Source organism: Megamonas funiformis (genome assembly GCF_010669225.1).
Classification (GTDB): Bacteria; Bacillota; Negativicutes; order Selenomonadales; family Selenomonadaceae; genus Megamonas; species Megamonas funiformis.
The window spans coordinates 1,535,185-1,560,351 of record NZ_CP048627.1; the positions used below are offsets into that span (position 1 = coordinate 1,535,185).

Consider the following 25,167-nt stretch of genomic DNA (forward strand, 5'->3'; position numbering starts at 1 on the left):
TATGTAAGATATAATACTAATATAATTTTCTAACAAATAGTTAGTAAAATGAAATAATATAACTTATAGTAAGGAGGTGTAGGAATGAATTTAATTAAAATAAGAAAGAAATCTAAATTTACACAAGTGGATATAGCTAAATTAGTCGGAATTTCAGATGGATATTATTCAATGATAGAAACCGGAAAAAGAATACCGTCTATTAAAGTAGCAAAAAAAATTGCTACTGTATTAAATATCCCTTGGGAAGATATTTTTAATAATATTGATACTGATTTTAGTATAAAACTAAAAGAGCAACGACAATTAAAAGAACTCTCCGTCGATGATATTTGTATACTTACACAAATTGATAAAAACAGATATATTGCTGTAGAAAATGGATTAGAAACACCTACAAAAGATGAATTGAATTTATTAAAAACTATCCTTAATTTTTAATGGGACTGTCCCATAAGATAGCATTATAAAAAGTTAACAAATAGTTGCACTTTTATGGGACGGCACAAGCTAAGCTAAAGCTAATATAAACTAAATTAATATAATAGCTAGCTTAGTTAACAAATTGTAGACACTAAAGCATTTGGTTTAATTGCCAAATTAGTATTTTAGTGTTTGACAAAATCAAAGTGAGGTGAGGTGTTTTTATTTGAAAACAAGACGAATGGTCAGCAAATTAATCTACGATAGTGAAAGATTTTTAAAAATGTCTGTATCTGCAAGAGATTTATATACTTATCTGATATTACACGCGGATGATGATGGTGTTGTAGAAGCAGGTACAGTTCTAAGATTAACAAAAGGAGCTGATGATGATTTAAATTTGTTAATATATAAAAATTTTATAACAATGTTAGATCCTGAAAATAAAGTGGTCTATGTTAATGATTGGCTTTTACATAACACCATACGAGCTGATCGGAAAACAAATAGTGTATATAAGGATTTGTTATTAAAAATTTTACCAGATGTAAAAATGGTAGAGAAAAAACCACGAACGGATAGAATACCAAAATTAGAACAGCATAATGTAGACTCACCTGAACTTGAAAATGAGATTATCATTAAAAATCAAGAAGAAAATATTTTAAATAAAATATTAAATCTTTTTAAGAAATATAGTATTGATGAAAACACATTAAGAATATTTCAAAAGAAATTTGATGATGATTTAATTTTTAAGCAGTTAAAAAATTTAGAGATAGAGATAAAACGAGGTATTAAGATAGAAAATATATCTGCATGGCTTTTTGTAGCCTGTGATAGAAATTATCCCTTAAAAACACAAGAATATAAAAATTTATCCAACGAAAAACACGAAGAAAATAATAATAAATCTCAAAAGCAATTAGAAAAACAGCTAAAATTGTTAGAAAATGAAATAGATTAAAATTAATATAGCACTATTTTTGGTATAAAAAATGTGTATTATTTACACAAATAGGAGCAGTATTTTATGATTGAACCTAATCTTATTAACGATTTACCTTATATGATACAACTGGCTATTATGTCGATTAATAAGCCACCTAAAGCTGTAGCTTTAGAGTTAAATTGCTCTATAAGTGCAATATATCAGGCATTACATGGCAAAAGGACTTTGCCTGCAAAGAAAATGAGAAAATTTGCTGAAAACAATTTTATAGCAGCAGCAAGCATGGCTATGCAGGCAACAGGCTTAAATAGACTGTTTAGATATCGTAAGACGGATAGACATATCCAAGCTCGGATTTTAGAGCTGAAAATCTATGACAAAAAGGCTGATGAAGCAATGAATAAACTCCCTGAATTACTTTTTAATAAGAATAGTAATAAAGATTTATCTGAATCAGACAAAAAAATTCTCTTACAATCTATAGATGCCATGATAGAAAGAGACAATATTTCTTTGAATTTATTCATGGAGTTAGATATTAAGTTTAATCTTGATTTAGTAAAGAGAATAAAAAAAGCCCGTTTTGATAAATAATCAAAACGAGCATAAATAAAAATAGTTCTAATATAAGTATATACCAAGAAAGGAGTGTATACAATTATAAAAAGAGAAATTCCTAACAACATTGAGGCGGAAGAAGCTGTTTTAGGGTCTATTTTAATAAATCAAGAAACAATATATGGAGTTTCTGAATTATTAGATATTGAAGATTTTTATAGAAAAAGTCATAGAACGATATTTAAAGTAATGCTTGACCTAAATACCACAAAAAAAGCTATAGATATTATTACATTAACAGATTACCTAACACATATTAGTAAACTTGAAGAAGTTGGTGGTATAGCTTTTATAACATCTTTAGCTAATAAAGTGCCATCTACAGCTAATTTAAAGCACTATATAAATATTGTAAAAGAAAAATCTATGCTTAGAAATATAGTTCATATTGCGGAATATATGGAAAATATGGGCTACGATAGTGAGAGTATAGATACTCCAGAAACGGTTTTAGATAAAGCTGAACAACTACTATCTAAATTAACAAAAAAACTTGTTACAACCAAAGTAAATAATATTAAAGAACAAACTTTAAACGCATATGTAGATATTGAAAATATTATTAATCATAAAGGAGAATTGTTAGGATTAGAAACGGGTTTACAGGATCTAGATAGTTTTTTACAGGGTTTAAAAAATTCTGATTTTATGATTTTAGCTGCTCGACCAAGTATGGGAAAAACAGCATTTGCTTTAAATATAGCTAGTTATCTATCCATAAAAAAAGATACACCTGTAGCATTTTTTTCATTAGAAATGTCATCTAATCAATTGATTCATAGAATTTTTTCTAGTTATGGATTAATTCCTCTGTTTAATTTAAAATCAGGAAATTTAGATGATGCACATACACAAAAATTAATAAAAGTATCCAACAAACTCTCCCAATCAAAACTAATAATAAACGATGAAATATCGAATTTAATGAGTTTGCGCTCAATAGCAAGAAAATTAAAACGAGAAAATGATATTAAGCTTATTATAATAGATTATCTTCAACTACTGGAAGGTACTCGTCGTGAGAATAGAAATCTAGAGATATCTGAAATATCTAGAAGCTTGAAAATTCTTGCTAAAGAATTAGATATTCCTATAATTGCTTTATCACAATTATCTCGTAGTGTAGAATCAAGACAAGTAAAAAAACCTATGTTGAGTGATTTACGCGAATCTGGTTCATTGGAGCAAGATGCTGATATTGTAATGTTTCTCTATCGTGAAGATTATTACAATCCTGAAACTGAAAATAAAAATATAACTGATGTAATTATAGCTAAAAATAGAAATGGACCAACAGGAACTATTCCAGTATATTTCCATAAAGAATACGTAAGATTTCAAGACTTAGCAAAAGATTAATAAGGAGAGTAGATTATATGTGTAAAAAAGCAAAAGTGACTGTAAAACGTGCAGCAGAAATATTAGGTAAATCACAGCAATTTGTTCGAATCGGACTACAAAGAAATATCTTACCATTTGGAGTAGCTATGCAGATGCCAGGTAAAACAACTTATACCTATCACATATCGCCTAAAAAGTTATGCGATTATGCGGGTATAAAAGAAGAAGATTTATAAGTGAGGTTTTTACTATGACAAATCGTATTAATCCTAATCCAAACTACTATTCATTGGCAGCAAAAAAGAGACAATAGGAAGTTGAAGAAAGAATGGCATTATTGAATAAAATTAAGGAAGACGCCGATAAACATAATATGAGTTATGGAAAATACAAAGAGAAATTAAGAAAACAAGGTTTATTATAATGGAAAAAGTATCCAAAATGAGGAAATTTTTATGAATAAAATTAAAAGAATTATACTAAATTTTATATCTGAAGAAGATGAATGTTTTTTTATTTGTTTTCTAGGTAAATGTATAATAATTTGTTTAATTGTTTATATATTTTATTCATCTATTATTGATATATATGAGAGTTATTTAGATTTTAATTTTTCAAAACAAAATATAACTGAGTATTATCAAAAAAATAACACTTATCCTACAGATATTAATCAATTAGACAAAGAAAATTTAGTTACTATAAATGGCGATATGTATATATATAACAAAGATACAGACCATTTAATCGAATATATCCCTGTTATTAGTGAACAAGGAAAAATCATTAATTTTACGGTAAAAATATATGATATCAACTGTAATTTTATTACAAAAAAAAATTATAAAAGTGAGGACCTTAATTCATGAACAAAGTAATATTATCAGGACGCCTTGTGCGTGATCCAGAACTACGTTATACACAGACAGGAAAAGCGGTGGCAAGCTTTACTTTAGCTGTAAACCGTAGATTTAGTCATAATAACGAGCAACAAACAGCTGATTTTATTCCTATAATTGTTTGGGATAAATTAGCTGAAGTATGTAGTAAACATTTATTTAAGGGCAGTCAAGTTCTAATTGAAGGTCGTATGCAAGTTCGCAACTACGAGGCTCAAGATGGAAGTAAACGTTACGTTACAGAAGTTATAGCTCAAGAACTTGAGTTTATGGGAACAAAACAGCCGTAACTACAGAAAATAAACCACTTTCTACACAAGCTCAAAGTTTTGGTAGTGAAGTACCAGAAGATGAAGAAATACCATTTTAAACATAAAAGGAAGCGATACAATGCTCAACAAAAATACAGTAATTAGTCAAATTATAAACATCTTAGAGAATAAGAAAAATAAAGAATTGAAATCGTATATTACAATGTTTTTATTTAAAGATAATGATACAAATAAGAGTCAATCTGATATTGGTGTACTCTTTGATGGAAATGAAAAAGATATATTAACTATGTATTTTACTTTGACTAAAATTTTAGCAACTCATTTAGATATGGATGTTGATGTTTTTTGTAAAACAACACAAGATATCATTACACGAGGAGAAAATGTTTGTGATATTAATATTTACAAACGTTGTCAAATATAAATCTTGTCCGAATCGGACAACTAAAAGTGAGGTATTTTTATGACCATCAAAGAAATTAGAACATTTGCTAAGGAAAAAGGATTTACTTTGCCAATCAAAGCCACCAAAGAAGTATTAATTCATAGCATTCAACGAAATGAAGGAAATCAAGCTTGTTATGCTAAACAAGCTTGTAATAATAATGTTTGTTTGTGGTTTAAAGATTGTAAAAGAGCTTTTAAAAATAAAAAAGAAAGCCATGAATAAAGCTCATGACTTTCTCCTATTGTTAACTACTAAAATAACAATATATAATACTATTATTTTAGCATATTTTTATAAATTAAGGAAGGTATTTCTATGATAACATATAGTTTTATAAATTTAAAAGGTGGAGTAGGAAAAACTACTATTTCCATAAATACAGCATATATATTAGCCAGTGCTGGAGCAAAAGTTTTATTTATTGATAATGATAAACAAGGAAATGCAAGTTATTTCTTTAATGCTAAAGATAAAGAAATAACATTAGCCGATGTATTTTTAAATCTTGATTTAGATATACAAAAGGCAATTTATCCAGCTAGAAAAATACAAGAAGGTCTTATAGATATACTACCTAGCAATATGACTTTGTTACCGCTAAATATGAAGCATACAGAAATTGATGCTGAAGATAAAACTTTTATTTTGAAAAATGCTTTAAAATCTGTAGAAGATAAATATGACTTTTGCATAATAGACAATGCTCCAGATATTAATTTTACAGTATATAATGCACTAATTGCCACTAATCAAGTAATCATTGTAACTAATCCCGACGATTATGCAAATAGTGGATTAAATGAAATGGATATACAATTTCAAAACGTATTAAAAGATAGACAACTATACGATGAAAGTTATAATGAACATGACCCTCAAAATAACTTTATTTTACGAGGTGCGTTGATGAATAAATACATCACAAACACATATAGCAAAGCTCAGTCTAAATACAAATTTTTCAAAACTAACATAAATCTAGTCAATAACTATGCTTCAAATAAACGTTTATTTGAAGCTATAAACTTGAGAAAAAGTATGATTGAATTATCTCCACGTTCATTATTTGCAAGACAAATGAATAAATTTGTAGATGAATTATTATATGATGAATAAAAATCAAATAGAAAAGTTGTCTGATTCGGACAACTTTTCATCTCAACATAATGAGGTGTTTTTATGGCAATAAAAAATATAAACATGGCAAAAGTATTTTCATCGGCAAATACTAAACAATCCTTAAGACTGGTTTGTGATTATATTGATGCCGATGAACTAGAAGTAAATCCAGAAAATGAAATTATTTATGGAAAACTAAACATTGATGATTTAAAAGCTGAAATCATTAGAAGTGGAGGTGTCAAAAATCCTATAGAAGTAATAAAAAAAGACGAAAAACTTATAATTATCTCTGGTCATAGAAGACAATTAGCAACGTTACAAGCTTTTAATGAAGGCAAATTATCTTCTAAAAAAGTACCATATTTCATAAACGACACTATCAAAAGTCTTGATGATGAAAAAATGGCTATTATTGGTAGAAATACCCAAAGGGAAAAAGATTTTAAAACCAGATTTAATGAAATAACTATATTAACAGAAATATTATCCAAAGAAGTCCAAAATGAAAAAGGACGCTTTAGAAAGAATATTGCTGATAGAATAGGTATTTCTGAAGCCGAATTGCAAAGATACTGGGATTATAATAAATTTTGTCCAGAAATAAGAGAAGCTGTTGAAGATGAAAATTCTACACTTACTTTTTCTAAAGCTGCTGAACTTAGAGGGTTAAGTGAAGAAGAACAACAAAAAGCTTTAGAGATAATTAAACAAAAAGATGATATATCTACTAGGGAACTTAGAAATTTAAAAAAATCTATTAAAGAAGGATATAATGTTGAAGATTTAAATGAAGACTACAGTCCTAAACAAGAGGACGGAAAAAAAGATACACCAAAGCCTAAAAATGATAAATTGTCAAAATCAACTAATCAAGATAATATTCCTAACACAGTTACAAACCCTAAAATAAAAACTATAGAGAATAGCATTGAAAATGATAATGAAGATATTGAACTCAGTGCTATAGAAACCTGTTTAAGTGTTTTAAATACTAAGAAAAATGAATTGGATACCTTGTTAAATACTATAAAAGACGACGATAAAGGATTAAAAATGTTAGCAACTATAGATTATTTAGATAAACTTATTGCTAAGTGTGAAAAAGACTTAGATATAAAATTAGAAAGAGGAAATATCAATGAAAATAATAGAGAGGGTGATATTTAAAGCGAAAGCAATTAACAAAATGAATAGTAATCCTATTTATGTAAAAGGGTCTGGCTTTTATCAAAATGATAAAAGCCAGACCCTTTATTTATGGTTATGATAACAAGAAAAAATTCCATAAAGTAGAAATTATGATATCTACTTTAAAAGTCTATCATTATTTTGAAGAAGTTTGAGGTGAATTAATATGGAAAAAGTAATTAAAGTCAAAGAAATTGTTCCACCTAAAGACTATCATCAACTAAAAGTATCAATAGCAAATTTACAAAAAGAAAATGATGTGCTAAAAAAACTAGTATCTGAAGGAAATTTTAACGATTTGGAAAATATGGTTACTAGTTGTAAGGTATATTTAGGCACTAAATGTAAAGCTATAGCTTTTGAGTTCAATACTTGCAAATATAGCAAGAAAAATAGGCAAAATTTAATTGATTTAATAGAAGTTTTAGAGACTTCTACCAAACAACTTAAAGAATTATTATGAGTATTGGCGAAAAAATAAAATGGTTAAGAGAACAAAAACTCTTAACGAGAGAAGAATTTGCAGATATCTTATTAGTGAATCCATCTACTATTCATAGATGGGAAAGCGGAACAATGATACCTAGAGAGGCAAACATAATTAAAATCTGTAGATATTTCAAAATTGATAAGAAATTTTTTTATGAATAGAGGTTAATTGAAATGACAATAACAAAATTACAGGATAAATATTTAGCAGAAATAGATAAATTACGTACCATTCTTGATGATGAAAATATAGATAATAACAAATTCTATGTTATAAAAAGCAGTATAAATAAACTGCTAAACATAGAAAAATTAGAATTAATAATGCAAATGAAAAAAGCTGAAGGTAAAATTAGTGATTATATGAATGAAATAAATAATATAAAAAATTTACAACAATTCTTAGAAAATATGACTTCTTCAACAGAAAATATTCAAGAATTATTATTAAAACTAGAAAAGCATATAAGGTGATAAGATATTGTTTTTAAAAAAAGAAATACTAAAAGATAGATTGATTTTATTTTTTGACACAAATACTTATAACAGAATTAATACCAAACAAGAAGAATATATACAAACACATAAGAAAAATCCCTTGATTTATAAGATACGGTATAGGCAATTATGCTTATATCTTGATTTTTACTTAATAAATCAATTTTTGCAAAAAATGCCAGCTAAATATCAAGAGTTTTTAAAACTACGCTATGAGCAAGGATATACTTTAGCTAAAATTTCCTTGTCATTAAACATCAGTAAATCCGGTATAATCGAAATAAATAGAAAGATGATTAACTTCTTGATGAATATAATATTTTATGACATAAAACAATTATTTATGGAAAAACTAACCTATGAGATGTTTATGACACTTTTAAATATGCTTTCTTCTTTAAGGTACAAACTCAAAGAAGAAATTTCTTTTTTGCTTAGAAATAATATATATGTGGATATTAGCTATGATTATCTAAAAATTTTATATCAAAAAGAAAAATTACTAATAAAAATAAACAATATAATTCTCCAAGAGATAAGTTCAATGAGTGAATTAGAACAGCAAATAATATTTGATAAAAAGCAAAATCCATTTATTAATCTCAATCTAATCGCTGAAAAATACCATATTCCTCTTCACAAAATAAAAAAGATACTTTATTCTTTTAGACAAAAGGTCATAGCTAAAGTTTTAGATTTAGCTGATTAAATGTGTTCGAATCGAACACGTTTTTCAAAAAAGAGTATAATCCAATTATTTTTATCATTTACTATATTTGTGTTCGAATCGAACACATTTGTCATTATAAAAGATAAAAGAGTAGATTGCATATCTATACAACCTACTCTTTTATAAAATTTTATTTATTTAGTTGACGATTAATCTCTATTACTTTATCTAAACTTAATCCTGTTCCACTAGCAACTGTATTTACATCTACACCTAATTTTAAAAATTTGATTGCAGTTTCTAATTTTTCTTCAGCTTTAGCTTCTCGTTTAACTCTATTGAATTTAGTTGTTTCTTCTCGATAATATAAGATTTAAAAATCTTAGAGTTAAATCACTTCTTTTATCATCTCCCATTAACCTCTTAAAGAAATAATCATTCAATCTGTTTAGTGTTCTTCTTTTCATTGTCTGCACCTCTTATTTATTATATCATTATTTATTGTTTATAGATATGATAAGCTAAATGCTTATCATATCTAATCTTATAACTAAACTAAATCCTTTCAATGTAAAAATTAGGATAATATCCCCTTTTCCCTTTACAATATACAAATTTGAATATATCTACTAATTCATCAAAATCTGTAGTTGCATATTTTCCCAAATAAACATCTTGAAAAACTTTTGTATCAAAATTTAATTTAGCAGGAATTAATCTTATAATTTTTCCTTGATTATATTGATTTCTTGCAATATTTTTATTAACTCTAATCACAACTATCTTCCTTTCTACTCATGCGACTGTTTTTTTGTTGATTTTCGCACGTCTTTAGATAATGGCAGAAGGGAAAAAAACAAGGGTAGCGAAGCTATTCATTTCACCCTTGTTTTTTGGAATGAATGCCATTATAGTGCGAGCAGAAAAGCGACAAAAAGTTATTTTATCATTGTTTTAAATTTAAATCCGCAGGATTATTTTTATCATTTACTATATTTATTTTGTGTTCGAATCGAACACAATTTGGTTAAAAGTACATTCTAAAAATTAAATATAATTACTAAAAAAATGTGTTCGAATCGAACACATTTTTTAGTTACTGACAAAAAGTTCAGCTTTTTTTGCCCACTTTCATCGAACACAAAACCATTTTAAACCCGCAATCCCTTGATACATAAGGATAAAAAATTTTTTTCATTTTTTCAAAAGTCGATACTTTTAAAATCCACTTTTATATTAGAATAGATTTATGGGCAAATTTAAAGCAAACTTGATTTGTATATTACTTCTTCTTTTATTATTGGTATTCAATTTCTTTGAATATACTCCTTTCACTATAAATTTATCACCATCTGTACCTTGTGGAATATATTTTGTCATTCCTAAAATTCTTCAAGCAGATTATCAAAAAGGTGATATGGTTTTATTTGAAGTACCAGCAAAAATAAAACAATTTATGACACAAAGAGAGTATATAGACAAAAACACTTATTTACTAAAACAAATACAAGCTTTAGAAGGTGATACCTATTATGTAGATAATAAAGCTATTTATGTTAATGATGAATATGTAGGCGATATATCTACTAGAGATTCTCTAGGTAGAAGTATTATTCCTCAATATGGAAAACATCATGTTAATAAGGGTTATTTTCTCCCTATCGGATTAAATAATAAAAATTCTTATGATGGTAGATATTTTGGAGAAGTTCCCATAAAAAATATTAAAAACAAAGTTATACCATTAATAATATTTACAGGAAAGTGATTGATTTGAAAAAAGAACTTATTTTAATAGGTCTAGTAGCTGTAAATTCATACTTAATTAATAGTAGTGAAGCTGCTACTAATGATAGTGAAGTCAATATAGCTATCAATGAATTTAACAGCCAAGATTATACAGAGAATATCTTAGACAATGAAATTCAAGGATATAATTTTATGGCTGAAAATGCGTTAAATAGCAATGATGCGTTAAAGCAAGAATTATTAATACAAATAGATGAAGCAACTAAGATAGGTGATATAGCTTTAGCTAAGACTTTACGGGATTATTATAATAATTTAACTATGCCTTATGTAGTATCTAATTATGATGACAATGTAAGTATTTCACTACCTAGTGATGAAAGCATTTTTAATGAAATACAGGCAGATTTAGAAGAATTACAAAATAATAACAGTAATAATACACAAAGTAAATAGGTGCAAAATGGAATATAAATTTAATTTTATTGGCTATCAAAATTATCCTCATCAAGTGCTATTTGATTTCTTTTATATGTATTTTAAGGATAACGAGAAAGCTGCATTTTTTATGGTAGCTATAACAGAAGCTATTTGTAATGCTTGTAGATATAATAAAAAGTCTTATGATAGAGCAAAAATAGATATAACAATAAAATATATAAATAAAAGTTTAATTGTGTCTATAAAAGCAGATACTTATAAAACCAAAGCAAAGATGATAAAGGATAATTTATTTAAATTAACTAAAAATAATAATGCTTGTTGGCATGAAATTATACAAGATAAATCTTCTGGTAGGGGAATATGGTTAATGCTCCAATCTTGTGACCGTGTAATCTTAGAGCCTGATATGCAAACAGTACATTTGGTGGTATATCTTCCTTATAAAATAAGAAAACTATCCAATAAAAAATTACTAAATAAATTAGATATTGGTGTTTTGGAAATATAAAGTATATGGATATATTAATTATCTCAAAGGAAAAAGATATCATAAAAAAAATATTGATATCACAAATAGGAAATAACCATCAAATACTTACAACAGACAATCCCATAACAGGATTAAGCTTATATAATACATTAAAACCATCAGTCTTATTCATTGATGATGACTTAGACAAAATAAACGGCATAGTTTTTTGTCAAATCTTAAAAGAGTTAATGATTAAAGATAGTATTTCATACAAAGATTTAACTATATTTATGTTTTTATCTAAACAAAATATGAATAATACTAAACTTAAAGACTTAAACATCAATTATTTTATAGCTACACCAATAGATAAAGACTTATTTACATTACAAATTGCCACTTTTTTTAATAATTTCAAATTAGGTTTTAGCACTACATTAGAAGAAACTGTAAAAAAAGCACAAATAAACCAAGCAGAAACTTTACCAGACTTTATTGATAAAGATGATTTAGCAGTAGATTACATCTATAGTCCATATTTAAATCTATCTGGAGATTTATTTAAATATTGGCTTGATGAAGAACAAAATATTTTATATGGCTACCTGTTTGATTGTACAGGTCATGATTTAATTGCTTGGAGACAAACAGCGAAGATAAAGACTATTTTCAATTATGCGTTTAGATTTTATGACAAGAAAGTTTTTAAATCACTAACTGAAGTTATGAATAATATTAACGAAGAAATACTATTTCAAATGGACACCGATTCAGACACTAGTGCTTATGTAGTGGCTATTATTTTTAAACTGGACATACAAAATAAAAAATTATATTACATTCCTGCTGGTATGCCTAACATATTACTAAAAGATAAATTAGCGTATAGAGAAATCGCACTTTGTAGTAATTTATTAGGCTTTAGCACGGATAATTACCAAGAAGAAGTTTTAGATGTAAGTAATGTAGAGGAAATAGTATTTTGTACAGATGGTCTGTCTGATTTATTGACATTAGGCAATATACAAAATAAAAAAGATGATATCACTGCAATTTTTATAAAACTAAAAAATGTGTTCGAATCGAACACAAAATGAGGGATAAATATGAAATATATAATAATGAATAATACTATAGCAATTATAAAAGTTAAAGGAGATATGACACTTCCCATATATTTAGAACTTACAGACGACTTTAAAGAAGCTATTAGTAATGGTTGTACTGAAGTAATAATGGATTTTTCAGATACTAACCTTATAGATAGTGTAGGTATAAGTTTTATTATTGATATTATAAAAAATACCAAAATACGAAAAATTAAAGCTATTAAAGCCAATAAAATGGTTACAGCTTCACTTAGAGCAGTAAATTTACTATATATTTTACAACAAAGTGAAGATTAAGGAGGATTTTATGCTTGCCATTACCATTTTTGAAGATACTACACAAATTGTCGTAGGAAAAAAAATAAAAAATAAATTAGAAATAAAGTCACTAATTTCATATAAATCCATATATGAAGCTTATATAAATAAAGATGTAAATTCACTAACTATGTATTTCGATGAAATAGTATCACTAACTAAATGTAAAACAGATATATATTTTATTTTACCTGATGCAGTATTTAATATTAATTATTTTTACTATCCAACAAATAGTGAAAAACAAAAAGATATAGATAAATTTTTACAAACTAATAATATAGACACCGATAAATATTATTATAGTTTGCCTTTTAATCTAAAAAGTGCCGCCTTTTCATGGAAAACAGTATATAGCATTGAAAAAACATATATTGATACCCTATTACAAGCTAGTAAAAATGTAAATCTATTGATTAAATCTATAGAACCATTAAGTTTTTGTGCTATTAGATATAAAAATACATTTGAGCAAGAAGCCTACATTTTTGAAATATATAAACATAGTGCAAATATAATTATGTATTCGCCAATAGCGGGTTTATTTAAGATGAATTTAGCCAAAGAATATATCTTAGATAACCTTAAAAACCAAAATAGTCAAATATTGTTATCTGATGCACTGCTTCAAGCAAATGCTGTAGCTAAAAATAAATTCAAAGCCATAACAGGTAATGCAGATATTCATATCCTTTCTACCAAGGAAAATATTTCAAAATTAACTTTTGCTTCTACTGATGAAAACGCTCGTATTTATAAAATGCGACCAAATTCTAATCTAACAATAAAAAAATATAATCAAACAGAAATTGATGCTTACTATATAGGTATTGGTAGTTTACTACAAGAACTTGAAGCAGCTAGGTTAAAATACGTCAAAATCAATTCAGCCAATATTTTACCTGAAATAGTTAAAGAAAGTACTAAACTTATTGAATTAGAGCAAAACATCAAGAAAGCCAGTAAAGTAGCATTGTTATTATTTACTTTCATCATTGGTATACAAACAGTATCTTTATATTATTTAAGTACTATTACTATACCAGATAGTTTAAAGTCTAATTTTGACTACGCTAATAAACAAATAATATCGTTAAAAAAAGAAAACGAGATTATTCAAAATGTGAAAAAACAAACAGAACCTATACAACCAATCTTAAGTGATATTTTAGCTAATAAGCCAGACAATAATACTTTAGGCTTTACAAAACTTTCCATTAATAATAGTCAGGATGATAAAAATAATGATTGGATAAAAATAGATTTAGTAGCTAATGAACCAATGAAAATACAAGAATTTAGTTCTAATTTAAATAGCGATAGATTTAAAAACATAATGTTAACTAAGATAGATAATACTGTTGATGGAATTAATTCTGCTGAAATCTCTATATTAAAAGTAATTAAAAATACTCCTAAAAAGAATAAAAATATAAAAAAGGAGAAAAATGAATAAATGAAAATCAAAGAATTATCTAAAATTAAAGGAGCTTTTAAATATATAGGTATAACTTCTATTGTATTTTTAATCATATTAGGTTTATTTTTTGAGTTGAGTGTGAGTTACCAGGAGGCAAATATAACTAAAGCTAATATGGCTAATATGCAAAAAACGATAGATGAATACAATAATTTAGCTATTAAAATAAATGAAGAAACATATAGACCTGTAGATAAAGAGCAATTAGATACTGTACAAACAGAAATTTTAAATAATCTAGCTAAAAATCAATTACTTTTAGAAAAGTTCTCAGAAAAAGAAGCTAAAAAAACGAATAAAAAAGATACAAAAATATCCTTTAGAGAATATGATATCTCTTTTGTAGGAGATTGGTCAAAAGCTATAACTGTAGTTACAAATTTTACTAACACAAGTGATGCCCTAATAACCATAGAAAAAATACAAATCTCTAGTGATGAAACTAATAACACTAAATCTAAAGATAAAATAAATACTAATCAAACTAATAATGTAAAGGTCGATATGGTATATAGAATTTACATAAAATAGGAGGACAAAATGAAAAGCTTTTTTAAAAATATTCAACTGAAACCTAAAAAAAATAAAGATATAAGCTATGATGACGAATTAGTGAATAATCTTACGATTAAAACCAAGCCAAAACTAAAAGTTATTATTTCTCTTATTTTATTAGTATTTATAGGTAGTGTTACAGCAACATTATTTTTCTTTAATTATGATAGTAATAATAATAAAAAAAACACTACAACTAAGCCTAATATAAATACCAATGCAATAGCTAAAAATAAACAAGCAAATAATAATAACTATATAGATTTAGCTAGCTTAGAAAATCCTTTTGTCAATAAAGATAGTCCTATTTATCTAGCAAATAATCCAGAAAAAATGGTCAAAAATAAAATTCAAAATACTAATTTACCTGCTATACCTAATTACAATCAAAATGGTAATTTACCACCAATTCCTTCATTTAATCAAAACAATTTACCACAAGTCCCAGCTATAAATACAACACCAACATCTCAAATTCAAGGAATTTCTTCTAATGAATATGGAGAAAATATTGCTATTGTAGACGGTCAAGTGGTAAAAGAAGGTGATACTTTACATGGTAATACTATATCTAAGATAAATAACAATGGTATTACTTTCAGTAATGGTAATCAAATATCTTATAATATAGCACAATAAGGACGGGATAATTTATGCAAAAAATTTTAAATAAGACAATTATGCTTACTATTCCCTTAAGTATAACTTTAACTTCATTTGCTCATGCAAATCCAAGTCAAGAAGCACAAGCATTTGCAGCTCAATTCAAAAAAGAACCACTTAAACCTAAACTAACAGTTGAAGATGTACTTAATAAATATGCCGAAAATAAGGATAATGTTAAAAATACAAATGTAGAAATAACCACTATTAATGAAACACCAACACCACTAAATATATATGGTGAGGGAATTCCTACAGATTATGAATATATTCCCACAGAAAATGATATTGTAACGTTAGAAGATGAACCTGTATATGATGGTCCTAAATATAATTTTGATTGGCAAGGTGCACCACTTACTAGTGTATTTTACTTACTAGGAAAAATTTCTGGAAGCAATATCTTAGTAGTAGATAGTGATGACTTAAATGACGTTAAGGTATATGCCACACTTAAAAATGTAACTTTAGATGAAGTAGTATCTTATTTAACAGCTACCTACAACTTAAACTGGTCTAACTCTAATGGGACTTATAGAATTTCTAAAGATGAAGATACTATGCTAAGTTCTGAACGCTTTAATGTAAGATATGCAGATAAAGAAAAATTAATAAACGAGCTTAAAGGACTAGGTATCGATGAAGCAAATATAGTGGCTAATGACCAATATTCTACAATTACCGTTACAGGAAATAGCTACGAATTAACTCAGGCAGGAAGGCTTATAAAATCCATAGATAAACCAGTAAGTCAATGCTTGATTGTAGCACAATTAATCGAAACATCTCACACCAAAGATTTAGATGTTGGCTTTAACTATACAATGCCAAGTTACACGCACAACGTTGATGACCCTATATCTCATCAGAATTGGGGAACAAAATTAACTTTTGGTGTAACCAGTCAGCTTAATGAAGCAATATCTAAAGGAAAAGTGATGAGTAGACCTGTAATTTTAACAGAAAATGGATATGAAGCAAAACTTTTTATGGGCGATAGCGTGCCAATTCCTCAGCAAAATACAGCAGACGGTTCAACTAATATTACTTTTGATTACCAAGATATAGGCAGTACCTTAAATATTAAACCTACTATAGATAAAGCTTCAGGAATAGTGAGTTTAGATATCGATACACAGATAAAAAATATTACAAAATATATAGAGCAAGGTGGCATGCAAGCTCCACAGATTGCATCTCGTGAAGCAAACACCATTGCTCATTTAAAATCTGGTCAAACATTTGTTATTGGTGGACTTATGAGTAAAGAAGACTTTGATACAATATCTGGTATTCCACTTTTAAGAAAACTCCCTCTTTTAGGCAAATTATTTGAATATCATACGAAAAATAAATCTAACACAGAAGTATTCATCACCATAACGCCATATATTATCAACGATGATATACCTGAAAATCTATTACCACAGATAAAAAAAGAAAACCAAGTATTAAATGAATTAACTTCAACTACAGATAATCAAGAAAATCAACAAATAAAGAAGGTGAATTAATGGAATTTATTACAGATGAATCACTAAAACAAAAGATGATAGATAAAGGTAAATATATAGATGCCTCACTTGTAAAATTAAATATACCTGCAAATATTGTCGCTTTAGTAGATAAAAACATTGCTCAAAAATATAAGATTCTTCCCTTTAATTACGATGAAGAACATCAAACTTTATATATTGTTTGTAATGAAGATGCATTGCTTGAGCAAGATGAAATTGAAGATATTTTTTCTACAAAGTTAAATGCAACAATTAAATTAGTTTTAACTGACAATTACAATCTAAAAGAAGCTCTAAAATACTACTACAAAGTAGACTTAAATACTCAAAGTATGGCTCATGAAGTACAAGAAAATATAGAAGATAATGCTCCTATCTTAAATAAAGTCAAAAATATCATAGCTGATGCCATAGAATTTGGAGCGTCAGATATACATTTTTTACCTTATAAATTTAATAATCGCTATTCTATAAAAATTTTATATCGCATAAATGGTAAAAACGTAAATCATAGTGCAGATTATGATTTTACAGAAAATGAAATACCTAGAATATCTATGGCAATTAAACGCTTAGATACTTCAGCTAGTTCCGATATGCTTAGAAAAAATATGCCAAATAAAGGCTCTTTTCTAACAAAAGATAAATTAGGAAATGATGTTGATGTGCGTATTTCTACCATGCCTATGGTATCTGGTATGGAAAAAGTAGTACTTCGCCTTCAGCAATTTTTGAGTAAGCAAAAGACTTTATATGATATAGGTTATCTATCTAAAGATATTGATATTATCAAAAATCAACTTAAAATTTGCCCAACAGGATTGTTTATTATAACAGGACCTACAGGAAGCGGTAAAACCACCACACTTCATGCGCAGATTGGTGAAGTAGTAAAAAATGCAGATTATGAAAAAATAGTAGTAACTATTGAAGACCCTGTAGAAATATATAATCCTAATTACTGTCAGGTTCAGATCCACGAAACAGAAGACAATGCTACTAACTTTAGTTCACAAAAAGCATTACAGGTAATTTTAAGACAAGACCCAGAAATTATTCTCTACAATGAAATCAGAAATAAAACAGACGCTGAAACTGTAATTCAAGCTGGAGCAACAGGACATCAGGTATTTACGACACTACATGCTAATGACTGTATAACGGCAATTTCAAGGCTTCTTGATTTAGGCGTGTCTAAAGTATCTTTGTTAAACCAAGTAAATTTAATCAGTTCTCAAAGACTTATTGGTATACTTTGTCCTCATTGTCAAAGAGAATACAAATTATCTGAATCGGACAAAATTTTATTATCTGAAGAAGAATATAATCGACTTTCAACAATAGATTTAAAACAAATAGGAACAGTAGAACAAAGAAATAATTGTCCTCATTGTAATCATACTGGCTATATTAATCGAATAGCTATTGTTGAATATGTTTTATTTAATGATGATTTAAAAGACATCTTGTATCATACAAGTTCAATGAAAGAAATTAAAGAAGCCTTAAAGAAAAATAAATTTATCTCTATGTGGGAGAAAGGTTTAGATTATGTAGTAGCAGGAAAAACTAGTCTAATTGAACTTTATAATCAAATTGGTAATAAAGATGCTATCAATAATCTCATTAATAATTTATAGGAGGATATATGGACGAATTACTATTTAAACAAATAATTTATGAAATAGTAAACTCTATACTAATATTTTTGCACATAAAAAAACGTACAGTGCCAAATGATATTGATTTATTAAAGTTTTTTAGAGTATTAAGGCGTTATCAAAAGGCAGGTATTCCTATGGATAAAGCATTAGAAGAATACTTAGAATCTAATCATGAGATAATGAAGCCTTATCTAAAAAATGTAATCGCTGAATTGAATTCTGGTAATAGTTTTTCTGAAGCAATAATAAAACAAAAAATCATGCCAAATTTTATTGCAGAAATGCTTAGAATTGGTGAAACATCTAATATGAATACAATTTTAGATGAAATTGTATATTATCTGAAGCAAAAAACAGATATAGCACGAAAAATAAAATCTAATATGTTTACTGTAAAAGTAATGTTTGTAGGATTAGTTATTTTAATTATTGTAGCAATCTATATGCTCGGTAGAATGAAAAAAATTTTTGATAGTCTTAATGCAGACTTACCAGTAGTAACAAAATTATTATTAGGATTAGGCGATTTTGCCATATATTATATTTGGCTATTACCATTTATAATCATTGGTCTAATAATATTTTTCAAATATATAATTAAAATTTATAAAGAAAAAATTGACATTTTATTATTAAAAGTACCTATATATAAAGATATTTTAAAACTAACAACACATTATTATACATGTAAAATACTTGCTATTCTATTAAGAAATGGCATAACAACATATAAAGCTTTACAATATACAGCTATGGCAATAGATAATAGCAAATATAGAAATGAGCTACTTGATATTGCTGAAAAAGTGAATAATGCATATACTCTTTCAGATGCCGTTGAGGAAGTAGATGCATATTATAAACTATTAGATAATGATTTTATTTTTGTAATTCGTTCTATTGAGCAAACAGGTATTGCAGCAGACACCTTTGATGAGCTTTCTGAAGATTATAAAGAACAACTTTTAGCTCTGCTTGTAACCTTGCCAGATAAAATATCTACACCAATAATAGGTTTTGCTAGTGTAATCGTAATAACAATATATGTATCTATTTATATTCCAATGATTACACTTACACAAAGTGTACAAGGCATAGGAATGAGGTAATTATATGAGACCTGCATTTAACTTAGCAACATTAGTTATATATACAGCTGCAGTTATAATACTAACAAGTATAGCCTTTTATGGTGCCAATGAATATATAACCACTGCCAAAATAGCTGATACTAAATCAACTTTAGCTAAATATGCTACAGCTGTTAGTCAATATAGATTTGAAATGGGGGAATATCCAGATGAATTGACAACACTAACCAAAAGTGGTAACAAAGATGCTGAAGGTAATGATGCATCACATTTTGGTCCATGGATAAATAAACTTGAAAAAGATGCTTGGAATCAAGATTTTATTTATCAAAAAATAAAAAAAGGAAGTAAAGACAATGGTTTTGTGATTTACTCTAAAGGAGCAGATAATAAGGGAACATATTCAAATGAAGAATTTAAAAATGGTGCAATAGGTTTAATAGGTAAATAAAAAACTAATAAATTATAAAGGGGAAATATAATAATGTTTGTATTAACATCAATTAATAATCAAAAACAAAGAAAAGCTTTTTCAATTTCAGAACTCATGGTATACATGATTGTTGTACTTTTTCTTGTAGGTGTATTATTTTTAGGATTACCATTCTTAATTAATCAGGCAAAAGTTATTACAGCAAAACAAGAAATGGATACTATAAAAACAGCTGTAACAACATATCAAATGATGGCAATTAATCCAAGTGATAGTATAACAATGGACGATCTAAAAACAGGACTTACTGCAGAAGAATCTGTAGATGGTCTATCACATCAGAATATTTTACCAGAAGATGCAGATCTAAATGATCCTTGGGGTGGTGAATATTTAATTGAAACAAGTACAGATGGTAGTGGTAGTATCACTACTTCTAATGCAGTATCTGTAGGTGGGCTTGAAAGTGAAGTAACACTTTCATGGTAATATAATAAAAAGATGAAAGGCAGATTAGATATTCTAATCTGCCTTTATAATAGGAGGATAAGATGAATAAAAAAAGACCTGCTAATATGGTAGTTTCAGCAATGCTGGCAACTATTATATTTATAATAATAGCAAATTGTTTTATGAATTTATGGGGAAATAGTTTTACAACCTTAACTGCAGCTAAGACAGCAACACAAGCACAAGCATATTCTGATATAGTATCTGAAAAAATAAAACTTGAAGGTACAGATGCAGAAGAAGTAACAACAAAAACAAAATTAAGTGAAATAACTGGTAATGATAGTGATGATGATTGGTTTTATACTTATGAAATAGAAAATGAAACAGAAGATGATAACGGAAACGTATTTAAAGTAGCAAGTATAAAAATTTATAAAGATGATGAAAATAGTCCAAGATATAGTACAGAAATACCGCTATCTTCTTTAGGTAGCAGTTTTTCTGTGCCAATAGGCGGTATTATTGCTTATACAGGCGCTCTAAATGCTTTGCCATTAAACTACCATTTATGTGATGGAACAGATGGTACACCAGACTTAAGAGATCGTTTTATTGTTGGTGCAGGTAGTTCTTACAATCTTAATACTATTGGTGGTACAAGTACAAATATACTTGCACTAAATCAATTACCTAATTTAGCAGACTTTCTTAATAAAACTATTGCGGTTCAAGGAAATAATCAAGTTAATGGTTCTAATAATTTAGTTAGTAATTTACCAATTAGAGCTTGGTCATGGGAGTATTTTCAAAAAAATGAAGGAAATACACATGGTTATTTCAAAAATGCCTTTGCTACTATTCCAGGAACTAGTAATTCTTTTGGACAACCAATAGAAAATAAGCCACCATATATGGCTTTATATTGGGTTATGCGTATAAAATAAAAAGCAGTTCATTGAACTGCTTTTTATTTTATTTACATGGTGTGAAATAAACTCCATTATTACCACCACTAAAGGTGATAACATCATCCTTAGATACAGGTACAATATTATAATTTTGTTCATCTCTATTATAAGCACAATCCCAATATAACCATGCTGTAGAAACTAAAATATTATTAATATATAATCGCATACCATAATTATATATTCCTCTATAAATATTTATCCAACCATTATTAGGACATACAAATCCACTACTTATACGTTGAACTTTGGTAAAATCTGGTGTATTAAAATAGGATATCTTACTTCCTAAAGAAATTAATATCCTATTGCTATCCAATAAAAACTGTCGTGCTGACCATAACCATCAGATAAATGAGCAGAAAATCCATTTGCACTAAAACTACCTATATCTACCATAGAAGCTCCTTTACCTCCACCAGAAACTACTGGACTTACTGCTGTTGTAAATGGTATAGGATATCTTTGATATTCATAACATTTACCTCTACCCCATTGAATTAATAATCCATTAGGAAATTCACAATAATAACCATATTTATTATATTTAATTTCGTTTAATTTACTATTTCCTAAAGAAATTAATAACCTATAACAGACCAATAAAAATGTGTTGAATAATCTGATTGACCTTCTCCATTAGGCATAAAGTAACAATATGAATTAGTAAAATCTTCTCTATAATTTACGCCAGCAGCTCCTACTCCATTTCTTTTAGAAATAGCAGATATAGAAATAATTTTATTAGGAAATTCTATAGGAAAATCTATTCTTTGCCAATGTCCAAAACCTCTATTTTCATAATCGCCCCATTGATATATTAATCCATTAGGCAATTTCCAATAATAACCCCTGTTATTAGAGCTAAACTCGCCTAGATTACTTCCTAAAGAATTTATTTATTTTCTACAATAATAAAAAGTGATTTGTTGTATTCTATGAAGATTACTAATAACAACATAATCATCTTTTTTTAATAAAATAGGATATGTTTTTCCATACCAATCATCACCACCAACAACAGTATAAAACCAAGTTCTAGGAATCAATATATTATTTATCCTTATATCACAAGATAATCTTCCATTTCCCCATGGGTGAGTATACATACATAAAAAACCATTATCAGGAGCAGTAAAATAATATTTATTACTTGAATAATCTGGTAAATTTGCTGGATATGGTAATATATCAATGTAATGTGAAAAATCTGGAACATTAAAAGATGAAATATTTCCTAAAGAAGTCATTTGGCTTTAATAAAATAACGAACTGCTTTATTAATAGGTCTATTTTCTTCAGCTGTAGGAACTATACGTGAAGCATCAAAATTTATTTGATATCCTTCGCCACCATAATGACCTTCATCACCATCTCCTAATTGTTTTGTTGTAAATGGACCTGTAGCATATAATTGTGGTCGATGATCTCCTTGTATAGTAATTCTGCCTAATCCTGGTCCACCAATTTGTCCTACAATATTACGAATAGCATCACCTTGAAAGATACCTAAATTAGCAGAATTACCACCTAGTCCACGGAGAAACATACCTCTATAATCTGGTACATTATGCATTAAAGCATAAAGCTTAGGGTATTTAGTACTATCTACTGCTTGCCCATTACATTCTAAATAGTTATCTGAAGGATTAGCGGATAATGTCCAAGCTACTACCATTCCTATTTCTAATCCATCAGTACTATTTCCTAAAGAATTTATTTAGCTTTAATAATTAATTTTAAATGCCAATTAAATTTAAATCCTTCGTTAAAAGGTTTAAAATATAATGTATAATTTGTTGTTCCACTTGAACTTTTACCAAGACTAAAAGAATATTTGGTTTTTTCATAGCCACCCCAAGACCAATAATGAGAACTGTTACCATGATCTACATTTCTATCTCTATATACACCTATAGCATAATATCCATTTATATTAACATTTAAACTATCATTTATATTAGGTAATTTATTAGAATTAAGTACTTTATATAATTTAGGATATTTATTTACATCAAAATTATTACCATTACATTCTAAAAAATCATCAGGTATTCTAGCATTATTTGGCCATTGACATATAGCTCCTATAGGTAAAAGATTATTTTCTAAAGAAATTAATACCTATTTAAATTATTAAAAAAATATATTTTTATATATAATTTTCTATCAAAATTCGATGGCGCAATTAGTTCTGATGAAGCAGATTATTTAAGAAAATATTATTTTTTGATATTTTGGATAAGGGAGCAATAGAATGATTGATTTTACTGAATATCGCCTGCACTTGAAAGAGCAAACTTTATCACGATAATAAATATAAAATAAGCAGCTAATAATAGCTGCTTTTATTATTTATTTAAATTTTTATAATATAATTTACTACTAGATATGGTTGCATTAAATTATGAGGATTATCACTACCTGTATTATTAATAATTAAATTATGATTGTGTAATCCATTTGTTGCAGAAAAACATCTTGTATAGTTAGGGTTATTTCCTCCACCGTCGTCATATCCTGTACCTCCACCATTATAATTTCCAGTAGTAGGTAATCCATGATTATGAAGACCAGAATTATTAGTTGTTCCAGTATGATTATGTGATGGCATTTCCTTTATAGTAAGTTTATGCAATCTTTCGCCACCACTTTCTTTAACTTTATAGGTAACAGTTCCCCATTCATCAGAAATAGTTCCTGTACCAATAAGAGTTTTTCCTCTTAAATCAGGAGTTCCGTTTGTACCATCACATAAAAGCCAACCCTCTGGAATATTTTTTAATTCACCATAAAAAGGAATTATCATTCCTTTTAAGAAGTTACCACTTCCTAAAGAAGTCATTTGGCTTTAATAAAATAACGAACTGCTTTATTGATAGGTCTATTTTCTACTGCTACTGGAACTACTCTACTGGCATTAAATCCTATTCTATGATCTGTATGACTCCATTCCCCTGTACCACTGCCTAAACCATTAGAGTAGAATACACCACTGAAAGAACCTCCTGATTCTTCAGCAGCTGCTGGAGTAGTACCTGTTATATTACGAATAGCATCTCCCTGTAATTCTCCTAGATTAGATGAAGTATGAGTAACTGTTCCATAATGATTGCTAGTAACTGAACCTAAACCGCGAAGAAAAACACCTCTATAGTCTGGAGTATTATGCATTAAAGCATAGAGCTTAGGGTATTTAGTACTATCTACGACCTGACCATTACATTCTAAATAGTTATCTGAAGGATTAACAGATAAGGTCCAAGCTACTACCATTCCTATTTCTAAGCCATCAGTATTATTTCCTAAAGAATTTATTTATTTTCTA

General features: G+C 27.5%; 37 protein-coding genes and 2 pseudogenes. 29 read left to right on the forward strand and 10 right to left on the reverse strand.

All coding sequences use genetic code 11. The features are described from left to right. Positions 1 to 84 precede the first annotated feature (84 nt). The 15 genes and pseudogenes from GXM21_RS07750 (at position 85) to GXM21_RS07820 (ending at position 8,962) form a co-directional block, all read left to right on the forward strand. A complete protein-coding gene (locus GXM21_RS07750; RefSeq protein ID WP_008537572.1) occupies positions 85 to 441 on the forward strand; it encodes a helix-turn-helix domain-containing protein in 357 nt (118 codons plus the stop codon). Between the two features lie 208 nt (positions 442 to 649). Then, the gene (locus GXM21_RS07755) at positions 650 to 1,390 is read left to right on the forward strand and encodes a hypothetical protein (protein ID WP_008537571.1); all 741 of its coding nucleotides are present in this window, start codon (positions 650 to 652) and stop codon (positions 1,388 to 1,390) included. Positions 1,391 to 1,456: 66 nt separating this feature from the next. Beyond that, positions 1,457 to 1,969, forward strand: coding sequence for a hypothetical protein (locus GXM21_RS07760; protein WP_008537570.1), 513 nt, complete (start codon positions 1,457 to 1,459; stop codon positions 1,967 to 1,969). 63 nt (positions 1,970 to 2,032) lie between these two features. Next, positions 2,033 to 3,352 carry a replicative DNA helicase gene (gene dnaB / locus GXM21_RS07765; protein ID WP_039881368.1) on the forward strand — a complete coding sequence of 440 codons (1,320 nt, stop codon included), beginning with the start codon at positions 2,033 to 2,035 and terminating at the stop codon, positions 3,350 to 3,352. Between the two features lie 17 nt (positions 3,353 to 3,369). Then, positions 3,370 to 3,570 carry a hypothetical protein gene (locus GXM21_RS07770; protein WP_008537568.1) on the forward strand — a complete coding sequence of 67 codons (201 nt, stop codon included), beginning with the start codon at positions 3,370 to 3,372 and terminating at the stop codon, positions 3,568 to 3,570. A 219-nt stretch (positions 3,571 to 3,789) separates the two neighbouring features. After that, complete coding sequence (locus GXM21_RS07775) at positions 3,790 to 4,203, forward strand: hypothetical protein (RefSeq protein ID WP_163604702.1); 414 nt, start codon at positions 3,790 to 3,792, stop codon at positions 4,201 to 4,203. Then, positions 4,200 to 4,603: pseudogene (locus tag GXM21_RS07780) on the forward strand (single-stranded DNA-binding protein). Before GXM21_RS07775 ends, GXM21_RS07780 begins: the two are co-directional and overlap by 4 nt. Before the next feature lie 20 nt (positions 4,604 to 4,623). Continuing rightward, on the forward strand, positions 4,624 to 4,932 hold the full coding sequence (locus GXM21_RS07785) for a hypothetical protein (RefSeq protein WP_008537563.1): 309 nt from the start codon (positions 4,624 to 4,626) through the stop codon (positions 4,930 to 4,932). 39 nt (positions 4,933 to 4,971) lie between these two features. Next, the gene (locus tag GXM21_RS07790; protein WP_008537561.1) at positions 4,972 to 5,178 is read left to right on the forward strand and encodes a hypothetical protein; all 207 of its coding nucleotides are present in this window, start codon (positions 4,972 to 4,974) and stop codon (positions 5,176 to 5,178) included. Positions 5,179 to 5,271: 93 nt separating this feature from the next. After that, on the forward strand, positions 5,272 to 6,072 hold the full coding sequence (locus GXM21_RS07795; protein WP_008537560.1) for a ParA family protein: 801 nt from the start codon (positions 5,272 to 5,274) through the stop codon (positions 6,070 to 6,072). A gap of 63 nt (positions 6,073 to 6,135) precedes the next feature. Then, positions 6,136 to 7,245: a ParB/RepB/Spo0J family partition protein gene (locus tag GXM21_RS07800; protein WP_008537559.1), complete on the forward strand. Its 1,110-nt coding sequence runs from the start codon at positions 6,136 to 6,138 to the stop codon at positions 7,243 to 7,245. A gap of 187 nt (positions 7,246 to 7,432) precedes the next feature. After that, on the forward strand, positions 7,433 to 7,729 hold the full coding sequence (locus GXM21_RS07805; protein WP_008537557.1) for a hypothetical protein: 297 nt from the start codon (positions 7,433 to 7,435) through the stop codon (positions 7,727 to 7,729). After that, positions 7,726 to 7,917 carry a helix-turn-helix domain-containing protein gene (locus tag GXM21_RS07810; RefSeq protein WP_008537556.1) on the forward strand — a complete coding sequence of 64 codons (192 nt, stop codon included), beginning with the start codon at positions 7,726 to 7,728 and terminating at the stop codon, positions 7,915 to 7,917. The genes GXM21_RS07805 and GXM21_RS07810 overlap by 4 nt, the downstream gene beginning before the upstream one ends. Positions 7,918 to 7,929: 12 nt before the next feature. After that, a complete protein-coding gene (locus tag GXM21_RS07815) occupies positions 7,930 to 8,229 on the forward strand; it encodes a hypothetical protein (RefSeq protein ID WP_008537555.1) in 300 nt (99 codons plus the stop codon). 7 nt (positions 8,230 to 8,236) lie between these two features. Beyond that, positions 8,237 to 8,962, forward strand: coding sequence for an RNA polymerase sigma factor sigma-70 region 4 domain-containing protein (locus GXM21_RS07820; protein ID WP_008537554.1), 726 nt, complete (start codon positions 8,237 to 8,239; stop codon positions 8,960 to 8,962). A gap of 516 nt (positions 8,963 to 9,478) precedes the next feature. Here GXM21_RS07820 and GXM21_RS07825 read toward each other — a convergent pair. After that, a complete protein-coding gene (locus GXM21_RS07825; RefSeq protein ID WP_008537551.1) occupies positions 9,479 to 9,700 on the reverse strand; it encodes a hypothetical protein in 222 nt (73 codons plus the stop codon). 472 nt (positions 9,701 to 10,172) lie between these two features. Here GXM21_RS07825 and lepB point away from each other — a divergent pair, with 472 nt between their 5' ends. From lepB to GXM21_RS07895, 14 genes are all read left to right on the forward strand, one after another. Continuing rightward, positions 10,173 to 10,691, forward strand: a complete 519-nt coding sequence (lepB, locus tag GXM21_RS07830) for a signal peptidase I (RefSeq protein WP_008537550.1) — start codon at positions 10,173 to 10,175, stop codon at positions 10,689 to 10,691. A gap of 5 nt (positions 10,692 to 10,696) precedes the next feature. Beyond that, positions 10,697 to 11,128 carry a hypothetical protein gene (locus tag GXM21_RS07835; protein WP_008537549.1) on the forward strand — a complete coding sequence of 144 codons (432 nt, stop codon included), beginning with the start codon at positions 10,697 to 10,699 and terminating at the stop codon, positions 11,126 to 11,128. 7 nt (positions 11,129 to 11,135) lie between these two features. Beyond that, on the forward strand, positions 11,136 to 11,624 hold the full coding sequence (locus GXM21_RS07840; RefSeq protein ID WP_008537548.1) for an ATP-binding protein: 489 nt from the start codon (positions 11,136 to 11,138) through the stop codon (positions 11,622 to 11,624). Positions 11,625 to 11,629: 5 nt separating this feature from the next. After that, entirely contained in the window at positions 11,630 to 12,685 is a 1,056-nt protein-coding gene (locus GXM21_RS07845) for a SpoIIE family protein phosphatase (RefSeq protein ID WP_008537547.1), read from the forward strand. Between the two features lie 9 nt (positions 12,686 to 12,694). Then, on the forward strand, positions 12,695 to 12,994 hold the full coding sequence (locus GXM21_RS07850; protein WP_008537546.1) for an STAS domain-containing protein: 300 nt from the start codon (positions 12,695 to 12,697) through the stop codon (positions 12,992 to 12,994). A gap of 10 nt (positions 12,995 to 13,004) precedes the next feature. Further along, positions 13,005 to 14,471 carry a hypothetical protein gene (locus GXM21_RS07855; protein WP_008537545.1) on the forward strand — a complete coding sequence of 489 codons (1,467 nt, stop codon included), beginning with the start codon at positions 13,005 to 13,007 and terminating at the stop codon, positions 14,469 to 14,471. Then, on the forward strand, positions 14,472 to 15,026 hold the full coding sequence (locus GXM21_RS07860; RefSeq protein WP_008537544.1) for a hypothetical protein: 555 nt from the start codon (positions 14,472 to 14,474) through the stop codon (positions 15,024 to 15,026). A 9-nt stretch (positions 15,027 to 15,035) separates the two neighbouring features. Further along, a complete protein-coding gene (locus tag GXM21_RS07865) occupies positions 15,036 to 15,689 on the forward strand; it encodes a hypothetical protein (RefSeq protein WP_008537543.1) in 654 nt (217 codons plus the stop codon). Between the two features lie 14 nt (positions 15,690 to 15,703). Next, on the forward strand, positions 15,704 to 17,227 hold the full coding sequence (locus tag GXM21_RS07870) for a type II secretion system protein GspD (RefSeq protein WP_008537541.1): 1,524 nt from the start codon (positions 15,704 to 15,706) through the stop codon (positions 17,225 to 17,227). After that, positions 17,227 to 18,870: a GspE/PulE family protein gene (locus tag GXM21_RS07875; protein ID WP_008537540.1), complete on the forward strand. Its 1,644-nt coding sequence runs from the start codon at positions 17,227 to 17,229 to the stop codon at positions 18,868 to 18,870. Before GXM21_RS07870 ends, GXM21_RS07875 begins: the two co-directional genes overlap by 1 nt. Before the next feature lie 8 nt (positions 18,871 to 18,878). Continuing rightward, the gene (locus GXM21_RS07880; protein ID WP_008537539.1) at positions 18,879 to 20,003 is read left to right on the forward strand and encodes a type II secretion system F family protein; all 1,125 of its coding nucleotides are present in this window, start codon (positions 18,879 to 18,881) and stop codon (positions 20,001 to 20,003) included. A 4-nt stretch (positions 20,004 to 20,007) separates the two neighbouring features. Next, complete coding sequence (locus GXM21_RS07885) at positions 20,008 to 20,436, forward strand: type II secretion system protein GspG (RefSeq protein WP_008537538.1); 429 nt, start codon at positions 20,008 to 20,010, stop codon at positions 20,434 to 20,436. Positions 20,437 to 20,469: 33 nt separating this feature from the next. Then, on the forward strand, positions 20,470 to 20,907 hold the full coding sequence (locus GXM21_RS07890) for a type II secretion system protein (RefSeq protein ID WP_008537537.1): 438 nt from the start codon (positions 20,470 to 20,472) through the stop codon (positions 20,905 to 20,907). Between the two features lie 62 nt (positions 20,908 to 20,969). Then, a complete protein-coding gene (locus tag GXM21_RS07895; protein WP_008537536.1) occupies positions 20,970 to 21,815 on the forward strand; it encodes a hypothetical protein in 846 nt (281 codons plus the stop codon). Between the two features lie 28 nt (positions 21,816 to 21,843). Here GXM21_RS07895 and GXM21_RS07900 read toward each other — a convergent pair whose 3' ends face one another. The 9 genes and pseudogenes from GXM21_RS07900 to GXM21_RS07935 form a co-directional block, all read right to left on the reverse strand. Continuing rightward, positions 21,844 to 22,158, reverse strand: coding sequence for a hypothetical protein (locus GXM21_RS07900; protein ID WP_039881307.1), 315 nt, complete (start codon positions 22,156 to 22,158; stop codon positions 21,844 to 21,846). After that, entirely contained in the window at positions 22,137 to 22,442 is a 306-nt protein-coding gene (locus tag GXM21_RS07905) for a gp53-like domain-containing protein (RefSeq protein WP_008537534.1), read from the reverse strand. The genes GXM21_RS07900 and GXM21_RS07905 overlap by 22 nt, the downstream gene beginning before the upstream one ends. Beyond that, on the reverse strand, positions 22,421 to 22,675 hold the full coding sequence (locus tag GXM21_RS07910) for a gp53-like domain-containing protein (protein WP_008537533.1): 255 nt from the start codon (positions 22,673 to 22,675) through the stop codon (positions 22,421 to 22,423). Before GXM21_RS07910 ends, GXM21_RS07905 begins: the two co-directional genes overlap by 22 nt. A 63-nt stretch (positions 22,676 to 22,738) precedes the next feature. Next, positions 22,739 to 23,089, reverse strand: a complete 351-nt coding sequence (locus GXM21_RS07915) for a hypothetical protein (RefSeq protein ID WP_008537532.1) — start codon at positions 23,087 to 23,089, stop codon at positions 22,739 to 22,741. After that, the gene (locus GXM21_RS07920) at positions 23,086 to 23,517 is read right to left on the reverse strand and encodes a phage tail protein (RefSeq protein WP_163604703.1); all 432 of its coding nucleotides are present in this window, start codon (positions 23,515 to 23,517) and stop codon (positions 23,086 to 23,088) included. The genes GXM21_RS07915 and GXM21_RS07920 overlap by 4 nt, the downstream gene beginning before the upstream one ends. A gap of 61 nt (positions 23,518 to 23,578) precedes the next feature. After that, on the reverse strand, positions 23,579 to 23,725 hold the full coding sequence (locus GXM21_RS13050) for a hypothetical protein (protein ID WP_249068205.1): 147 nt from the start codon (positions 23,723 to 23,725) through the stop codon (positions 23,579 to 23,581). Positions 23,726 to 23,867: 142 nt separating this feature from the next. Then, positions 23,868 to 23,957, reverse strand: a pseudogene (locus GXM21_RS13240) (hypothetical protein); the annotation flags it as partial. A gap of 241 nt (positions 23,958 to 24,198) precedes the next feature. After that, positions 24,199 to 24,648 carry a phage baseplate protein gene (locus tag GXM21_RS07930; RefSeq protein WP_154645543.1) on the reverse strand — a complete coding sequence of 150 codons (450 nt, stop codon included), beginning with the start codon at positions 24,646 to 24,648 and terminating at the stop codon, positions 24,199 to 24,201. 32 nt (positions 24,649 to 24,680) lie between these two features. Next, positions 24,681 to 25,115 (reverse strand): phage tail protein, encoded by a 435-nt coding sequence (locus GXM21_RS07935; protein ID WP_008537528.1) that lies wholly within the window; start codon positions 25,113 to 25,115, stop codon positions 24,681 to 24,683. Positions 25,116 to 25,167: the final 52 nt, after the last annotated feature.

Bases quoted from the DNA above. Each gene is read 5' to 3' on its own strand.
- GXM21_RS07750 (WP_008537572.1), top strand. From the start codon at position 85: ATGAATTTAATTAAAATAAGAAAGAAATCTAAATTTACACAAGTGGAT.
- GXM21_RS07760 (WP_008537570.1), top strand. From the start codon at position 1,457: ATGATTGAACCTAATCTTATTAACGATTTACCTTATATGATACAACTG.
- GXM21_RS07770 (WP_008537568.1), top strand. From the start codon at position 3,370: ATGTGTAAAAAAGCAAAAGTGACTGTAAAACGTGCAGCAGAAATATTA.
- GXM21_RS07775 (WP_163604702.1), top strand. From the start codon at position 3,790: ATGAATAAAATTAAAAGAATTATACTAAATTTTATATCTGAAGAAGAT.
- GXM21_RS07785 (WP_008537563.1), top strand. From the start codon at position 4,624: ATGCTCAACAAAAATACAGTAATTAGTCAAATTATAAACATCTTAGAG.
- GXM21_RS07790 (WP_008537561.1), top strand. From the start codon at position 4,972: ATGACCATCAAAGAAATTAGAACATTTGCTAAGGAAAAAGGATTTACT.
- GXM21_RS07795 (WP_008537560.1), top strand. From the start codon at position 5,272: ATGATAACATATAGTTTTATAAATTTAAAAGGTGGAGTAGGAAAAACT.
- GXM21_RS07800 (WP_008537559.1), top strand. From the start codon at position 6,136: ATGGCAATAAAAAATATAAACATGGCAAAAGTATTTTCATCGGCAAAT.
- GXM21_RS07805 (WP_008537557.1), top strand. From the start codon at position 7,433: ATGGAAAAAGTAATTAAAGTCAAAGAAATTGTTCCACCTAAAGACTAT.
- GXM21_RS07810 (WP_008537556.1), top strand. From the start codon at position 7,726: ATGAGTATTGGCGAAAAAATAAAATGGTTAAGAGAACAAAAACTCTTA.
- GXM21_RS07815 (WP_008537555.1), top strand. From the start codon at position 7,930: ATGACAATAACAAAATTACAGGATAAATATTTAGCAGAAATAGATAAA.
- lepB (WP_008537550.1), top strand. From the start codon at position 10,173: ATGGGCAAATTTAAAGCAAACTTGATTTGTATATTACTTCTTCTTTTA.
- GXM21_RS07840 (WP_008537548.1), top strand. From the start codon at position 11,136: ATGGAATATAAATTTAATTTTATTGGCTATCAAAATTATCCTCATCAA.
- GXM21_RS07845 (WP_008537547.1), top strand. From the start codon at position 11,630: ATGGATATATTAATTATCTCAAAGGAAAAAGATATCATAAAAAAAATA.
- GXM21_RS07850 (WP_008537546.1), top strand. From the start codon at position 12,695: ATGAAATATATAATAATGAATAATACTATAGCAATTATAAAAGTTAAA.
- GXM21_RS07855 (WP_008537545.1), top strand. From the start codon at position 13,005: ATGCTTGCCATTACCATTTTTGAAGATACTACACAAATTGTCGTAGGA.
- GXM21_RS07860 (WP_008537544.1), top strand. From the start codon at position 14,472: ATGAAAATCAAAGAATTATCTAAAATTAAAGGAGCTTTTAAATATATA.
- GXM21_RS07865 (WP_008537543.1), top strand. From the start codon at position 15,036: ATGAAAAGCTTTTTTAAAAATATTCAACTGAAACCTAAAAAAAATAAA.
- GXM21_RS07870 (WP_008537541.1), top strand. From the start codon at position 15,704: ATGCAAAAAATTTTAAATAAGACAATTATGCTTACTATTCCCTTAAGT.
- GXM21_RS07875 (WP_008537540.1), top strand. From the start codon at position 17,227: ATGGAATTTATTACAGATGAATCACTAAAACAAAAGATGATAGATAAA.
- GXM21_RS07880 (WP_008537539.1), top strand. From the start codon at position 18,879: ATGGACGAATTACTATTTAAACAAATAATTTATGAAATAGTAAACTCT.
- GXM21_RS07885 (WP_008537538.1), top strand. From the start codon at position 20,008: ATGAGACCTGCATTTAACTTAGCAACATTAGTTATATATACAGCTGCA.
- GXM21_RS07890 (WP_008537537.1), top strand. From the start codon at position 20,470: ATGTTTGTATTAACATCAATTAATAATCAAAAACAAAGAAAAGCTTTT.
- GXM21_RS07895 (WP_008537536.1), top strand. From the start codon at position 20,970: ATGAATAAAAAAAGACCTGCTAATATGGTAGTTTCAGCAATGCTGGCA.
- GXM21_RS07915 (WP_008537532.1), bottom strand. From the start codon at position 23,089: ATGACTTCTTTAGGAAATATTTCATCTTTTAATGTTCCAGATTTTTCA.
- GXM21_RS07920 (WP_163604703.1), bottom strand. From the start codon at position 23,517: ATGGTAGTAGCTTGGACATTATCCGCTAATCCTTCAGATAACTATTTA.
- GXM21_RS13050 (WP_249068205.1), bottom strand. From the start codon at position 23,725: ATGGTAACAGTTCTCATTATTGGTCTTGGGGTGGCTATGAAAAAACCA.
- GXM21_RS07930 (WP_154645543.1), bottom strand. From the start codon at position 24,648: ATGATAATTCCTTTTTATGGTGAATTAAAAAATATTCCAGAGGGTTGG.
- GXM21_RS07935 (WP_008537528.1), bottom strand. From the start codon at position 25,115: ATGGTAGTAGCTTGGACCTTATCTGTTAATCCTTCAGATAACTATTTA.